Here is a 14424-nt window from a genome sequence, read left to right on the forward strand (position 1 = left end):
CGGGGCCGCCGGGCGGTGACACCCGGCCCGGCCGCATCGGGTGGAAGATCTGCCGGACGCGCTAGGCGGCGGTCCAGGAGACGGTCTGCAACGCGGCCAGCGGCATCGCCCAGGGGAAGGCATGCGTGTGCTGTTCCCCCGTTCCGGGCGGATGCAGAGCGATCACATCGTCGCCGAAGAGCACCGTGACGCCCCACTCGGCCAACCGGGCCACCCCGGCACGGAACGCCGGGTGGCAGGCCATCGCCGCGTTGGTGTACGGCACCGCCACGATGGGGACGCCCTTGCCCTGGGCCTCGACCAACAGCCCGAGCGCCAACGTGTCGGTGATCCCGGCCGCCCACTTGTTGACCGTGTTGACGGTGGCCGGGCAGACGATCATGGCGTCGGCGGGCGGAAGCACGTCCGGGTCACCGGGGTTCTTGTAGTGCGTCCGCACCGGGTGGCCGGTCTGCCGAATCAGGGCCGACTGGTCGACGAACTTCGCGCCGTCCGGCGTGGTGATCACGCAAACGTCCCAACCGTCCTGTTGGGCGAGGTCGACCAGACGACCGACGTGCCGGGCCAGCGGCGAACCGCAGGCAATGACGTAGAGCACCTCGCGGTGCCCGCTGTTGTGCGCTGCACCGGCCATCAGACCGGCTCCGCGCTCATACCCCTACTCCCATGTGCTCAGCCAACTCCGCTACCGGAGAAGGCGGCGCACCACGTGTGCGACGGAGGATGTCGGACATCACCTCGTGCGCGATCGGCCGACAGCGGATCTCCGACGGGGCGAGCCGATCACCGAGCAGCAGCATCTCGCCGGCGTTCGCCACGTCACCTATCTGGGCGTACCCGCGGGCGATGTCGAGCAGGTGGTGGGCGCGGCGCTCGGGCAGCAGCGCGTTGAAGGCGGGCTCCGCGATGCGCAGCTGGTGCACCTCCACGGCCCGCCCCCCGTCGCCCAGCTCCACCGCGGCGGCGGCCCGGTGCAGCTCGACGTTGGTGGGGCCGAACGACGTCCAGTAGTGGTTGTGGTCGCCGCCGAGCAGGGTGGCGGCCTCCTGCGCGCAGTTGATCAGGTCGTCGACGCTGGCCGAGTCACCGATGCGGGACGCGGCCATGGCCCCCTGGAGCAGCAGCATCCCGTAGACGGAGAGGCGGGCCGGCGAGACCGCGTTGCTCCCACCCGGTGCCAGCCGGTTGGCGATCTGGACGTTCAGCTCCAGCGCTGGGCGGGCCCGCCCCATCGCGACCAGGGCGTTGCACACCCGGGTGGTCGCGATCCCGGCGAGCAGCGGGTCGTCGGCCCGCTGGGCCACCGCCATCGACCGGTCGGCGGCCAACCAGGCGAGCTCGCACTCGCCGAGCTTGCGCAGCACCGAGGAGGCGATCTGGTAGACCTGGCCGAGCAGGTGGGCCGCCTCGGCGGCCTGCTCACCGCCGTAGGCGGCGTCGGCCGCCTGGGCGTCGCGCAGCAGCTTCGGCAGCGCCCGGGTGAGCATCCCGTAGCGGCCGTACTGGTAGGTGAGCCAGGCGTGGTTGACGGCCTTGCGCATGTCGTCCATCGGCGGCGGGTACGGCGCCGCGTCGAAGTACGCACTCATCGAGTCGTAGCGTTCCAGCGCCGCCCGGATCTCCTGCACCTCGACCTGGTCGATGCAGTTGAGGGCGTCGGCGCGCCGCTCCGGGTCCTTGCCCATCAGCAGCTGGACGTCCATCTGGAGGATGTCGGCGATCTCGTAGAGGACGGAGAACTTGTCCAACCGTCGGACGCCGCGTTCGACCTTGTCCACCCAGCTCTTGGACTTGCCCAGCCGGTCCGCGAAGACCTGCTGCGACATCTTGCGTCGCCCCCGCCAGTAGGCCACTCGCCGTCCTATGGGTAGCTCGTCCATCTCCCCATCCTCCCCTGCCACCGACGACCAATCGAGTCGGGGCGATGTCCGCGGGTGCGGCGACTTGCCGTTCATCTTCAGGTTTTGCCTGGTCGCACAGGATGTGCGTCAGCCGTACAGCCAGTCCTCGTACTTTTCGTGCAAGTTGCACGAGCCGTTCGTCAACCTCAACGATCGTGGGTTACGGCAGTGACGGTGCTCTACATGCGACCTGGCGAACGCCGGGCCCGACGAGAGGAGTTGGCACACATGTGGGGGAATGTCGTACCGCGCGTTGCCGAACTGTCGCCGCTGGAGCGGGTCCGGCTGCGCCGGGTCGCCATCCGGTACGCCGTACACGGCTGGGAGGTCACCCCGGGTGCCTGTCTGGCCCGCAGCCGCTTCGTCTGCGGCCGGGCCGGCTGTCCCACGGTGGGCTGCCACCCCGCCCTGGAGAACTGGGAGCTGGCCGCCAGCGCCGACCCGGCCCGGGTGGCGACCTGGTGGCGGAGCCGACCCCACGGGGTGCTGCTGCCCACCGGCCGGGCCTTCGACGTGCTGGAGGTGCCCGCCCACCTCGGCCGGCACGTGCTCGACGCCGTTCAGATCCACCCGGCCGGCACCGGCGTACGCGGACCGGTGCTGGTCACGCCCACCGGGCGGTGGATGTTCCTGGTCCGCCCCGGCGATCCGCTGCGGCCGGAGTTGGAGCACTGCTTCCACGTGGTCCGGCACGGGCCGGGCTCGTGGATTCCCGCGCCGCCCACCCGGCTGCCGGAGGGCACGGTCCGCTGGGCGGTCGCCCCGGAGCAGGCGCGCTGGCAGCTTCCGGATTCGTACCTCGTGCAGAACACGTTGATCGGTGCGCTGCGCGCCGCCGGGGTGATGCTCGCCCCCGACCTGCTCCCCGGCCACCTGCCGCTGCCCCGACGAGGCATGTGAAACCGGCCCGGTCGACGATTCGATCCGGTGCCCGACAGCGTCGCCGAGGCGTCGGTCCTCGTTGACAGGGGGACGGTGCGAACGCGCGCCACGAACGGGGGAACGATGTCCAGCAACGACAGAGCGCCTCACCCCGGCGGCACCGAGCCGCCCCGGCGCAGCCACCCGGGGCGCCGCTGGGCCGGCACCCGACCGGCCGGGTCCCGCCCCGGCCGCCCACGCCCCACCGGCTCCCGCCCAGCCGGCACCCACCGCCCGCTCCGCTAGTCGGTCAGCGGGAGGTCGACGGAGTGGTACTGGCGGGCGTTGTCGGTTATCACCGCGTGGGTGTGGTCGTCCAGGCGGGCCAGCCAGTTGAGGCCGGGGGTGCCCATGGCGAGGGCGGCGGTGGCGTACGCGTCGGCCAACCCGAGGTCGGTGCCGACCACCGTCACCGAGCGCAGCCCACCGGCCGGTGCGCCCCGGCGAGGGTCCAGCACGTGCCGACCCCGCTCGTACACGCCGGACGTGGCCACGGCCAGGTCGGTCCCGCTGAGCACCAGGCAGGCCGCCATCGCGTCCCACGGGTGCCGGATGCCGATGCGCCACGGCTCACCGGACGGCGACAGACCCCGCACCCGTACGTCGCCGCCGGCGTTCACGCAGTGGTTGACGGCACCGGCGGCGACGAGGCGGTCCGAGGCGACCTGAGCGGCCCAGCCCTTGACGAAGCCGGACGGGTCGAGCCGACCGGTGGCGTACGCGTCGAAGAACCCGTCGGTGGCGCCCCACAGGTCGGCGCAGGTCTCCAGCACGTACCGCAGGTCCGCGGACGCCTCGGAGAGCAGCACCTCACCCCGGTCGAAGCGGCACACCTCGCTGTCCGGCTTGTAGGTGCTGAACCGCGCGTCCACCTCGCGCATCCAGGCGAAGACGTCGTCCGCCAGCTCGCGCAGGGTCGCCGGTGGCAGGTCGTCGGCGAGGTCCAGGGTGATCGCCGTACCCATGATCTGTTCGACCCGGCACAGCCCGGGTCGGGTCAGCGTGGCCCGCACGTCAGAATGCCTGCTCGATGGCGGACCGCAGCGACTGCTTGTAGGAGTTGCTGGTCTCGGTGGCCCCGGAGACGGTGTTGAGGTTGGCGTTCTGCTTCTGCACCACCTCGCCGCCCCTGCCGTCGTAACGGTCGCGGACGTCGCCGCTGTGGATGTCGGATTCACCCCCGCTGGGCAGCGACAGCGCGACGGCCTCGACGATCCGGTTACCCGAGACGACGATCTGCACCTGCACGTACCCGTACTCGTTGTCGAAGCCGTTGCCGGTGACCCGGCGGGTGGTCGACTGGGGTGCCTTGGTGGTGGTCCGGGGTGCGGCCTTCGTGGTGGTACGGGTGCCGGACGGGCGGGCGGTGCTCTTGGTGGGTTTGGGCGACGTGGGCGCGTCGGCGGTCACCGACGGTTTCGGTGCCACGCCCGACGGGTCGGCGCTCGGCTCGACATCCTGCGGGGTGGGGTTGACCGGCTGGCCGGTGGGCAGGTTCTGGGCGACCTGGCTGGTGCCCGGCGAGCCCTTGAACACCACCAGCGCGGTGGTGCTGGCGGCCAGGCCGGTGATCGCGAGGAGCGCGCGACGCATGGGGATGCCCTTCCTACAGCTCGAACGTGGCCAGGTGGATCTGCCGTCGGGGCACGCCGGCCCGCCGCAGCGCACGCACCGACTGTTCCACCAGACCGGGCGGCCCGCACAGGTAGACGTCGCGCCGGGCCACGTCGGGCACCAGTTGCCGCAGCCCGTCGGGGCTCATCAGTTGGCGGGGGCCGGGGTCGTCGCGGGAGCCGATGACGTACCAGACGGAGGTGTCGCGTTCCTGGGCCAGCCAGTCCAACTCGCGGCTGAGCAGCACGTCGGCCGGTGTGCGGGCCCGGTAGATCAGCGCGGCGCCCGGCGGCAACTCCTCCAGCATCGCCCGGATCGGTGTGATGCCGCTGCCGCCGGCGATCAGCAGCGCCCGCTCGCGGAGCCGGTGCGCGGCGGTGAAGGTGCCCGAGGGGCCTTCGGCCCAGACCCGGGTGCCCGGCTCCAGGTCGCGCAGGTCGGCGGTGTGGGTGCCGACCACCTTGACGGTGACCCGCAGCCAGCGCCCGTTGGCGGCGGCGGAGACGGAGAACGGGTGCGACTGCCACCAGCAGCCCCGGGTGAGGAACCGCCAGCGGAAGTGTTGGCCGCCGAGCATCGCCAGCCGGCCGAGCCGCTCCCCGGTGAGGTAGATGGAGATGGTGTCCGGGCTCTCGGCCACCACGTCGGCGACCCGCAGCTTGTAGCGCAGGTTGAACGCCAGCGGGGCGATCACGCGGCCCCAGAGCAGGGCGGCGATCACCAGCAGGTAGAGCGCGATCCAGCCGGTGCGCACCGGGCCGGGCTTGTACAGCTGCGCGCCGTGGGTGAACTGGTGGCCGAAGCCGAGCAGCAGGATCAGGTAGCTGGACAGGTGCAGCAGGTGCCACAGCTCGTAGGGCAGTGCTCGCCGGATCGCCCGGATGCTGCTGAACCCGACAAGCATCATGATGCCGGTGGCGACGAACGCCGAGAGCATGTCCTCGTAGTCGCCGAGCAACGTGCCGACCTCGGCGAGGATCGACTGGTTACGCAGGTCGGCGTAGCCGACCAGGATCAGCGACATGTGTGCCAGCACGGTGACCAGCAGGGTGGCGCCGATGTCCCGGTGCCAGCGGGCCATGTGCTCGCCGCCGATCCACCGTTCCAGCACCGGTAGTCGGCTCATCATCAGCACCTGCACCAGCAGCAGGTAGCCGGCGATCAGGCCGGTGATCCGGCCGGCCGCGGTGACGGTGGCCGCGGTGGTCCGCAGCGATCCGGCGGGGGTGCCCAACCACCACGGCAGCACGCTGGCGAGCAGGCCGACCAGGAGCAGCACGCCGAGCAGCCGTCGGCCGCCGGGTCCGCGCCGGTCCGGGATCTGCGGGGGTACAGGCGCAGCCGACCGGCCGCCGTACCGGGACGAGGTCCCGGTACGACGGCCGGCGGCGTGGGTGTGCGAATGCGTCACGCGTACAGCTTCATCGGGGCGTACTTCTGGCGGGGGAAGACCTTGTCGACCTCCGCGTTGGTGAGCCCGAACCGGCCCTGCGCCACCGCGCCGTAGACGTTGAACATGTTGTTGTACTCCGGCACGTCGCCGGAGTCCAGCTTGTCCAGGCCGTTCCACGTGCCGAGCAGCGAACCGGCCAGCTTCTTGCCGGAGAGAACGGTGACCACACCGCCGTGCCCGTGGTCGGTGCCGCCGCCGTTGGAGCCGACCCGACGGCCGAACTCGCTGGACACCATGATCGTCACGTCGGCGGCCTTCGGGCCGAGGTCGGTGAAGAAGGCCGCCATCGCGCTGGCCAGCTCGTTCAACCGGCGGTACAGCTGGCCGCCCTCGCGGGTGCCCTGGTTCTCGTGGGTGTCGTAGCCGCCCATGCCGACAGTGGCGACCCGCACGTTGGCGCCGCCCTTGATCAGCTGGGCGAGTTGCTGGAACGCCCGGCCGACGCCCTCGTACGTGACGCCCTCGGCGGGCTGGTACGGCTTGGCGGCGAGCTTCTGGGCGGTGGCCAGCGCGCCCATGCCCTCCTGCACGGCCTCCTCGACCGGGTGGTTGATCCCGGTGAAGAGCCCCTTGATGGCCTTCTCGGTGGCGGCCCGGAACCGCTCGTCACCGTTGAGGCGCAGCGAGCCCACGCTGTTCAGCGAGATGGCGCCGTTGTTGCCGACCAGCGAGCGGGGCAGCGTGCTGCCGATGCCGACGCTGCGGAACGCGGTGCCCTTGCCCAGGTTGTCGACCAGACCGTCGAGCCAACCGCGGCCAGCGGTCTCGTTGGGCAGCCCACCCAGGTTGCAGGCGTCTGCGGCCTGGAAGTGGCTGCGGGACAGCCGCTCGTCGGACACCGCCGGGATGAAGCCCAGCTGACCGGCCGTGAGCCACTTCTCCAACGGCTTGAACGCGCCGGTCAGCTTGAAGCCGCGGCCCAGGGCCAGCGAGTCGTTGCCGAGCAGCAGGTCGGGCCGGGCCTTGTTGAGCACCGCGTCGTTGTCCGGCGCGATCAGGCTCAGGCCGTCCAGCCCGCCGTAGAGGAAGACGTGGATCAGGGTGCCGGTCTTGGTCGCCGCGAACGACGCCGAGGTGGTGACGAACTGGGCGGTGGCCAGCGCGGTGGCGGTGGCCGCGGCACCGGCGACGAAGGTCCGCCGGGTCACGCCGCGACCGTCCTGCTGTGCCTCCTCCAGGTTCTCCAGGGTGCGGTACCTGTCGAACTCGGCGGCGTTCTCGGCGGCGACGATGTCCGCTTCGGCGCGCAGCAACGCCTCGGCCGGGTTGTCGGCCAGCCGTCGCACGTCGGGGCATTCGGGGTGCAGGGGGAAAGAGTTGTACACAGTCTTCTCCATCGGGTGCCTCACCGGAGGTGGTGCTGGGGGGAAGCGAGGATCGCCCGCGCGACGGCGGTGATGGCCCCGTTGAACGTGGCGTCGACCTTGGTGGTCGTCGCCACACCGGCCACGCCGAGGATGAGGTTCTTCTCCCGCGTGCTCAGCTTCTGGCCCACCAGCCGCAGGGAGAGCGCGTCCACGTACGCCCCGGCCGTCGCCGGCGGCTTGGCGACCAGCTTCTCCGGCGCCGTGTACGTGAAGGTGGTCCGGTAGCCGGCGAGGATCTCGCCCGCCTCGTTCCAGCCGTTGAGCATGGCGCCGGCCGAGGTCCAGGCGACGTAGACGTCCGGGTAACCGTCCGGGGTGGGCTGACCCATCGGGTACTGGCCCAGCTCGCGCATCTTGTCGTGGATCTGGCGCAGCCCCCGGGCGTACGCGGTGCGCTTGCTGTCACCGTTGTTGTGCTTCGGCGACGCCTCCGGCGAGACACCCAGGGTGCGGTACGTGGCGACCAGGTACTCCATCGGCCGGCGCACCTTCTGGCCCACACCGGCCCAGAACTCCGAGGAGCAGAACAGCGTCATCAGGACCGGCTTGATCATGCCCTTGTTGGTGGTGTACGTCTTGGCCAGCCGGTCCACCAGGGACTTCGGCGGGGTGTCCGAGACGAACCGGGTGGCCAGGCTCTGCGCCACGTACTTCGCGGTCGACGGGTGCGTCGCGATGTAGGTGATGTACGCGTCGATCGCCGCTTCGGCCTTCTTCGGGTCGGCCGAGTTGTTCGCGTGGGTGAAGCCGAGGATCTTCACCTTGCCGACGTAGTGCTGCTCGGGGCGGAAGACGTACTTGCCGTCCTGGACGCCGCGGCCGGTCTGGAGCATGGCGGCCTGGCGGACGTCCGGCTCCTTGTAGCCACCGTCGACGCCGACCGAGTAGAGCTCGAGGTTCTCCCGGGCGAGGTTCTCGTTGATCGCGTCCTTGCGGGAGTCCTTCTGGTTCAGGTAGATCAGCAGCGCCGGGTGCTTGTTCGCGGCCACCAGCATCTCGGGGTAGCTGCCCAGCGCGTGCTTGCGCACGACGTCCTGGTCGAACGAGTTGCGGTACACCTCGCCGCCGTCGAAGTCAGCGGCGACGTGCAGGAAGTCGTTCCAGAAGTCGACCATCACCTCGAACAGCTGGCGCTTGGACCAGATCTGCCGGGCGATGGTGGCGTCGACCATCTCCCGCTCTGGTTGGGCGTCCTGATCGTTGAGCTTGTCCCGCTGGTCGCGCAGCTGCTGCACGGAGAGCTTCTGGGTCGGCAGCTCGGCGAGCTTCAGCTCGCCCTTGCTCGGCTCCAACTTCTCCGGGTCCAGTTGGGCGCGGATCCAGGCGTCCATGCCATCGCGCTTGATGTCGGCGACCAACGCGGGCGTCACGCCGAAGGTGGTGCGCCGGGCCAGGTGCAGGATCGGGTCCTTGGCCAGCACCGTCTTCACGGTCACCTTGGTCGCCGCCGCGGCCGCTGCCGGGCCGGAGAAGGTCCGCCCACCGGCCGGCGCGTTCTTCTTCAGCGCCTCACCGGCCCGGGAACCCATGTAGCTTTCGTTCTGCTCGGTGTAGGTACGCACCGTGCTGGGCTGCTGGCCGCTGGGCCGCGCCGCGGTGCCGTCGGTCACCGTGCTGCCGGTCGCGTCGCCGGCCGCCTCGTCGGCGAAGAGGCCACGGATCTGCGGGGTCATGGCGAGCGCCGCGCCACCGGCGACGACGGCGGCGGTGCCGCCAAGGGCCACCATCGCCTTACGTCGGCCGACCTTGCGACCCGGCTCGTTGTCATCGTCGAGGGTGGGCAGTCCGGTGCCGGCAGGTCGTGCCGGGGCCGGACGGCCAAGGCCCTCCGGGCCGACCCACTGCGGACCGCGCGGGGCGGGCGCGGGCTGCCCGGCGTACTGCTCACGCGGGTCGGCCTGCTCGGCGTAGCCGCCCTGGTAGGGGTGGGGCGAGTCGTAGCCGTACGGCGCGGGCGTGTGGGGGTCGCCGTAGCCGTCAGCGCTGGGGTGCTGATGTCCGTCCCAACCGCGGTCGTCCCGCGGTCGACGTGGTGGCACATTCTGGTCGGCCATGTACCAATCCCGATTTCTGATGAGCGCCGGAAGCTGCTACCGGGCAGGTGCGGCAGGTGCGGCGACTGTTGCCTGAGGGGGTTGCTACGGCAAAGTAACCAAGGCCCCAGGGCCCTTCAAGGTGGCCGGAACCCATTCATGAGGGCACTTAAGACAGCGTTCAGTGCGACCTCGGCGACGGACGGTGCGGCGGTCCGGCCGGCCGACCTTCCCAGCAGGGCCTACGCGTGGCAGCCGAGCACGGATCGGACCACGCCGCCGTAGCCGACACTTTCGGCGCCGTTCACCACCAAAGGCAAACTTAAGGTTCAGGTAAGCCGGACGTGAAGCGCGCTCGCGTGGAGGAAAAGCAGCAGCGTGCGAGCGTGATCCGCCATCGCAGCGGGTATGCCGCCGAACCGCTGAACGCGTGAGGGGAAGGCAGCGCCATGCTCAGCAAAGAGGATCAGCGCAGATTCGACCAGATCACCCGTCAGCTCCGGGAAAGTGACCCGGCCTTCTTCAACCGGCTGGACCACCGGGCCCGAGCCCGCAGGGGCCGCTACCTGATGTTGTTGACCATCGTGCTGTGGGCGTCGCTGCCGGCGATAGCCGTGTTCGCCGGTCGACTCACCGGCGCGATCTGCGCGGTGGTGCTGGTGGCCAATGCCGCGATCATGTGGCGGTTCCGCCGCCGCTGGACGTGACTGCTCAACCGCTCGACGGGACGGCTCAACCGGTGGACGTGACAGCTCACCTGTCGGCCGGACCGAACGCCCGGTACGCGCGGCGCAACCGTTCGAGCAGTCCCGGCCCACCGATGGCCGGGGCCGGCGCTCCGAGCTGGCGCAGCAGCAGGTCGGTGCCGGTCACCAGTCGGGGCGGCCGATCCGGCAGCGGCACCGGCGCTGACCAGAACCGGTCCGCCGTATCCGCCAACGGCGTCGCCGACAGCCCGGCGAGCGCCCGGGCGGCACCGACCGGTGCCACGGCCTCCACTGTCGACACCACACCGTCCGATTCGGACGGTGGGTCGACCGGTGGGGGCGGTGGGGTGGCACCGGTGGTCGCGGCCCGCCGGGCGCGAAGTTCGTCGAGCAACTCCGCCCGGGACCGACCACGCCAGTGCAGCAACTCGAACGGGTCCGCGTCGAACGCCTCGGCCAGCAGGTAGAACGTCGCCGCGAGGTGCTTGCACGGCACCGCGAAGTCGGGGCAGTTGCAGCGCTGGGTCAACTCGCCCACGGCCGCCGGGAAGAGCGGCGCGCCGGCGGCGGCGAACAGCTCCTCCAACTCGTCGGGGAGGTCCCCGGCGAGCAGCCGGGCGCTGAAGAACGCCTGCCCGGCCAGCTCGTCCTCGATTCGGGACCAGAGCGCCGCCGGGAACGGCTTCAGCGCGATCGACACCTGGTACGGCTGCGGCCGTGAGCCCTGCACCACCGCGTCGACCCGCCCGGGTGTGATGTCGAGCGTGAGCACCTGACCGGCCCGCGCGTAGGACCGGCCCCGGGTCAGCCGGGTGCCGAGCGCGAACGACTCCAGCACCTCCAGAAAACGCCGCGACCACCAGGACCTGCCGATCGCGCCCCGGGCACTGCGCGCCCGCAGGCCCCCGTCGACCCGACGCGGGCGCCCGTAGTCGGCGAAGTCCGTCACTCCACCACCGCGCCGGCTTCCAGGGCGAACAGGTCCCGCAACTGGCCGGTGGACAACTCGGTGATCCACTGCTCGCCGGTGCCGACCACCCGCTCGGCGAGGCTGCGCTTGTCGGCGATCAGCGCGGCCACCTTCTCCTCGACAGTGCCGGCGCACACGAACTTGCGCACCTGCACCCGTCGGCGCTGCCCGATCCGGAACGCCCGGTCGGTGGCCTGGTCCTCGACCGCCGGGTTCCACCACCGGTCCACGTGCACCACGTGGTTCGCGGCGGTCAGGGTCAGCCCCGTGCCGCCGGCCTTGAGAGAGAGGACGAACAGCGGCGGACCCTCCGCCGACTGGAAACGCTGCACCAGGGCATCCCGCTCCGCCTTCCCGAGGCCACCGTGCAGGAACAGCACCTCCCGGCCGAACCGCGCCGACAGGTGACCCCGCAACATCGCACCGAACTCGGCGTACTGGGTGAAGAGCAGCGCCCGCTCCCCCGCCGCCAGCACCTCCTCCAGGATCTCGGTGAGCCGAGCCAGCTTGCCGGAGCGGCCCTCCAGCGGTGAGCCGTCGCGCAGCAGTTGGGCGGGGTGGTTGCAGACCTGCTTGAGGCGGGTCATGGTGGCCAGCACCAGGCCGCGTCGCTCGATGCCGTCGCTGGTCTCGATCCGGGCGAGCATGTCGTCGACCACCACCCGGTACAGCGCGGCCTGCTCCGCGGTGAGGTTGCAGAGCACCTCCATCTCCAGCTTCTCCGGCAGGTCGGAGATGATCGACGAGTCGGTCTTGAGCCGGCGCAACACGAACGGGCCGGTGATCCGGCGGAGCCGCTCGGCAGCCTCGGCGTCACCGTGCCGCTCGATCGGCTCGGCGAACCGTTTGCGGAACGTCGCGGCCGGCCCGAGCAGACCCGGGTTGGCGAACTGCATGATCGACCAGAGGTCGGCGAGGCGGTTCTCCACCGGCGTACCGGTCACCGCCACCCGCTGCCGGGCGGGCAGCGCGCGAACCGCCTCGGCCTGCCGGGTCGAGGCGTTCTTGATCGCCTGCGCCTCGTCCACCACGACCCGGTGCCAGTCGATGGCGGCCAGGTCGGCGGCGTCGCGAGCGGCAACCGAGTAGGTGGTGAGGACCAGGTCCGCGCCGTGCGCGGCCGCGGTGAACTCCGCCCCCCGCGCCCGCTCGGCACCATGGTGTACGTGCACCCGCAGCTCCGGGGTGAACCGGGCCGCCTCCCGCTGCCAGTTGCCGACCAGCGACATCGGACAGACCAGCAGGGTCGGCCCGCCCTCCGGTGGGTCCCCGGCGAGCAGCGCGAGCAGTTGCACCGTCTTGCCCAGCCCCATGTCGTCGGCGAGCACACCGCCCAGGCCCAGTGAGCGCAGGAAGGCCAGCCAGGCCAGTCCCCGCTGCTGGTACGGCCGCAGCGTCCCCCGGAAGCCCGGTGGCGGGTCCAGCGGGGTGAGCCGCCGCTCGACCGCGCCGGCGAGCAGGTCGCCCAGCGCCCCGTCGGCGGTCACCTCCAGCACCGGCAGCTCGCCGGTGGCCTCGCCGTCGGCCAGCCCGAGGCGGAGCAGGTCGGCGACGGTCAGCTCGCCCGCGGAGCGGAGCAGGCGCAGCCCGGCCGCGAGCCGCCCCGGGTCCAGCTCCACCCACCGGCCGCGGAGCCGTACCAACGGGGTCTTCGTCTCGGCCAACGCCGCCAACTCCTCGGCGGACAGCGGGTGGTCACCGAGCGCGATTTCCCAGCGGTAGTCGACCAGGGCGTCCAGACCGATACCGGCATCGGCGCCGCCCACCGTGCCCGGCGCGGTGCGGCTGCGCGCTCGCAACCGGGCGCCCAGTCGTGCCGACGGACGCTGCCACCAGGAGGGCAGCAGCACCCCGAAACCGGCCGCGTGCAGCACCGGGGCGCCCGCACTGAGGAACCGGTGCGCCCCCTCGACGTCGAGTTCCATCGCCTCCGGCGCGGCGGTACGCAGCGCGGCGTCCAGGTCCGGCCAGAGCCGACTGGCCCGGCCCAGCTCGGCGAGGAGCGTCTCCTGCGGGCTGGTCGTCCGGCCGACCAGGCCGCCGAGGGTCTGCGGCGCTCGCCAGATCTCCCCGGCGTCGACGTGCAGGCCGGGTTCGTCCGCGGCCTGCAACCCGAACTCCAACCGCCAGCGCCCGGCACCGATCGACCCGACCGGCACCGGCGCGCCGTCGGCGGGCACCGGCACGGGCGCGCCGTCGGCGGGCAGCGCCCGGGTGGCCAGGATCGGTTCGGTGACCTCGTCGGGGGCTGGTTCCACCAAGCGGAAACTGGCCCGCACCGGGCCACCGGCGGCGTCACGCTGCCAGGCGTCCAGTTCGGCGGAGAGGGTGGCCAGCCCGGCCGGGTCGATGGTGAAGTCCCGCTGCGGGCCGGCGAGCGCGGCCAGCCAGACCGGCGCCGGGCCACCCGGGCGCAGCCCTCGGGCCAGCGTCGTGGTCGCCAGCGCAGCCCGTGCGGCAGCGTCGGTCAACGCATCCAGCGCATCCACGACCAGGGCGGCAGCGGTCAGCTCAGGCCCTCCCGAACCGACGGTCGCCGCAGCGGAGGCGGCGGCGCTCCCGGTGGAGCCCTGAGCAGCGGCGGCGGACGGCAGCCCGGCGGCGGACGGCAGCCCGGCGGCGGACGGCAGCCCGGCGGCGGACGGCAACGCGGCGGTGGCGGGCGGCAGGACGGCGGCTCGGGCGGCGGGTGGCAGGGCCAGCGCCAGCGATCGCGCCCAGGCGGCGTCGGTGCCGGTCAGCAGCGGACGCCAGATCGCCTGTGCTGCCGCCTGCCCAGTAGCGCCTGGCGCCGCCGTCGCGCCAGCGCCGGGCATCTGGTCGCCGGTGCGCACGCCGGGGAGGACGCGGCCACGGGTCACCAGGTCGGCGGCGAAGTCGGCCAGCTCGGCGAGGTGCCGCAGGGTGGCCCCGGCCACCGCCGGGATGTCGTCCAAGGCTTGCAGCAGCGACAGGGCGTCGTCCGGGGCGTACACCAGGGTGGGGACCCGCCACCCGGCCAGGGTGAGCCGGCCGCGGGTCGCAGGTGCGACGGTGGTGCGGATCAGCTCGGGTGAGTCGGTCGGCGCGCCCGCCAGGGTGGGCAGGGCGAGCAACGCGGTGTCCGGCCGGGTCGGCTCGGCGGCGTCGGCGAGGACGGCGGCCAGGTGGGTGTGCCCGGCGGCGAAGGGGTGCGGGCGTTCCCGGGCCGGTCGGCCCGAACGCGCAGCGGGAATCGGTGCGGCGCTGTCCTCGGCCCAGACGGCGAGGCCGCCGGTCGAGCTGCCGCCGGGCAACCACAGCCCGTGGATGACCAGCACCTGCTCCCCCTAGTCGCCGCCCGCCCCCAGGATAGGCGGCCCGCCTGACCAGGCGTCCGCACCCACCGGCCCACCTGCGCGATCTTGCAGTTCGTGTCGGCGTTCTACGAATGATGCACCTTTTGTCGCGACCGAAAGCGCAAGATCGCGGGGCGCTGG

Annotated in this window: 10 protein-coding genes and 2 pseudogenes; 2 read left to right on the plus strand and 10 right to left on the minus strand. The window is 72.1% G+C overall.

Annotation, left to right across the window (positions count from 1 at the left end; genetic code table 11):
* Positions 1-61: 61 nt before the first annotated feature.
* Both ACFYP0_RS12880 and ACFYP0_RS12885 read right to left on the minus strand, forming a co-directional pair.
* On the minus strand, positions 62-634 hold the full coding sequence (locus tag ACFYP0_RS12880) for a flavoprotein (protein ID WP_124855732.1): 573 nt from the start codon (positions 632-634) through the stop codon (positions 62-64).
* A 16-nt stretch (positions 635-650) separates the two neighbouring features.
* On the minus strand, positions 651-1880 hold the full coding sequence (locus ACFYP0_RS12885) for a helix-turn-helix domain-containing protein (protein ID WP_124855730.1): 1230 nt from the start codon (positions 1878-1880) through the stop codon (positions 651-653).
* A 249-nt stretch (positions 1881-2129) separates the two neighbouring features.
* Here ACFYP0_RS12885 and ACFYP0_RS12890 point away from each other — a divergent pair, with 249 nt between their 5' ends.
* Entirely contained in the window at positions 2130-2801 is a 672-nt protein-coding gene (locus tag ACFYP0_RS12890) for a bifunctional DNA primase/polymerase (RefSeq protein ID WP_357009543.1), read from the plus strand.
* 263 nt (positions 2802-3064) lie between these two features.
* Here ACFYP0_RS12890 and ACFYP0_RS12895 read toward each other — a convergent pair whose 3' ends face one another.
* From ACFYP0_RS12895 to ACFYP0_RS12915, 5 genes are read right to left on the minus strand one after another with little or no spacing between them, the layout of a single operon-like run.
* Positions 3065-3787 (minus strand): FAD:protein FMN transferase, encoded by a 723-nt coding sequence (locus tag ACFYP0_RS12895; protein ID WP_357009546.1) that lies wholly within the window; start codon positions 3785-3787, stop codon positions 3065-3067.
* 49 nt (positions 3788-3836) lie between these two features.
* Positions 3837-4415 carry an FMN-binding protein gene (locus tag ACFYP0_RS12900; protein ID WP_357009356.1) on the minus strand — a complete coding sequence of 193 codons (579 nt, stop codon included), beginning with the start codon at positions 4413-4415 and terminating at the stop codon, positions 3837-3839.
* A gap of 13 nt (positions 4416-4428) precedes the next feature.
* On the minus strand, positions 4429-5847 hold the full coding sequence (locus ACFYP0_RS12905) for a ferredoxin reductase family protein (RefSeq protein WP_357009359.1): 1419 nt from the start codon (positions 5845-5847) through the stop codon (positions 4429-4431).
* Positions 5844-7226: a DUF1501 domain-containing protein gene (locus ACFYP0_RS12910; RefSeq protein ID WP_357009362.1), complete on the minus strand. Its 1383-nt coding sequence runs from the start codon at positions 7224-7226 to the stop codon at positions 5844-5846. Before ACFYP0_RS12910 ends, ACFYP0_RS12905 begins: the two co-directional genes overlap by 4 nt.
* 8 nt (positions 7227-7234) lie before the next feature.
* Positions 7235-9310, minus strand: a complete 2076-nt coding sequence (locus ACFYP0_RS12915; RefSeq protein ID WP_357009365.1) for a DUF1800 domain-containing protein — start codon at positions 9308-9310, stop codon at positions 7235-7237.
* 428 nt (positions 9311-9738) lie between these two features.
* Between ACFYP0_RS12915 and ACFYP0_RS12920 the strand changes: the two genes are divergently transcribed.
* Positions 9739-9996, plus strand: coding sequence for a DUF3040 domain-containing protein (locus ACFYP0_RS12920; protein ID WP_091409372.1), 258 nt, complete (start codon positions 9739-9741; stop codon positions 9994-9996).
* 46 nt (positions 9997-10042) lie between these two features.
* Here the strand turns inward: ACFYP0_RS12920 and ACFYP0_RS12925 are convergent, their stop codons facing one another.
* The 3 genes and pseudogenes from ACFYP0_RS12925 to ACFYP0_RS12935 all read right to left on the minus strand — a co-directional run.
* A complete protein-coding gene (locus ACFYP0_RS12925) occupies positions 10043-10945 on the minus strand; it encodes an SWIM zinc finger family protein (RefSeq protein ID WP_357009368.1) in 903 nt (300 codons plus the stop codon).
* Positions 10942-13461: pseudogene (locus ACFYP0_RS12930) on the minus strand (DEAD/DEAH box helicase); the annotation flags it as partial. The pseudogene ACFYP0_RS12930 and the gene ACFYP0_RS12925, both read right to left, overlap by 4 nt.
* Positions 13462-13788: 327 nt before the next feature.
* Positions 13789-14265 (minus strand): annotated as a pseudogene (locus tag ACFYP0_RS12935) (ATP-dependent helicase); the annotation flags it as partial.
* Positions 14266-14424: the final 159 nt, after the last annotated feature.

The organism is Micromonospora arida (genome assembly GCF_042873195.1).
In the GTDB taxonomy this organism is placed as follows: Bacteria; Actinomycetota; Actinomycetes; order Mycobacteriales; family Micromonosporaceae; genus Micromonospora; species Micromonospora arida.

Excerpts from the sequence above, each read along its gene's own strand:
- ACFYP0_RS12880 (WP_124855732.1), bottom strand. The coding sequence starts at position 634 with ATGGCCGGTGCAGCGCACAACAGCGGGCACCGCGAGGTGCTCTACGTC.
- ACFYP0_RS12885 (WP_124855730.1), bottom strand. The coding sequence starts at position 1,880 with ATGGACGAGCTACCCATAGGACGGCGAGTGGCCTACTGGCGGGGGCGA.
- ACFYP0_RS12890 (WP_357009543.1), top strand. The coding sequence starts at position 2,130 with ATGTGGGGGAATGTCGTACCGCGCGTTGCCGAACTGTCGCCGCTGGAG.
- ACFYP0_RS12895 (WP_357009546.1), bottom strand. The coding sequence starts at position 3,787 with ATGGGTACGGCGATCACCCTGGACCTCGCCGACGACCTGCCACCGGCG.
- ACFYP0_RS12900 (WP_357009356.1), bottom strand. The coding sequence starts at position 4,415 with ATGCGTCGCGCGCTCCTCGCGATCACCGGCCTGGCCGCCAGCACCACC.
- ACFYP0_RS12910 (WP_357009362.1), bottom strand. The coding sequence starts at position 7,226 with ATGGAGAAGACTGTGTACAACTCTTTCCCCCTGCACCCCGAATGCCCC.
- ACFYP0_RS12915 (WP_357009365.1), bottom strand. The coding sequence starts at position 9,310 with ATGGCCGACCAGAATGTGCCACCACGTCGACCGCGGGACGACCGCGGT.
- ACFYP0_RS12920 (WP_091409372.1), top strand. The coding sequence starts at position 9,739 with ATGCTCAGCAAAGAGGATCAGCGCAGATTCGACCAGATCACCCGTCAG.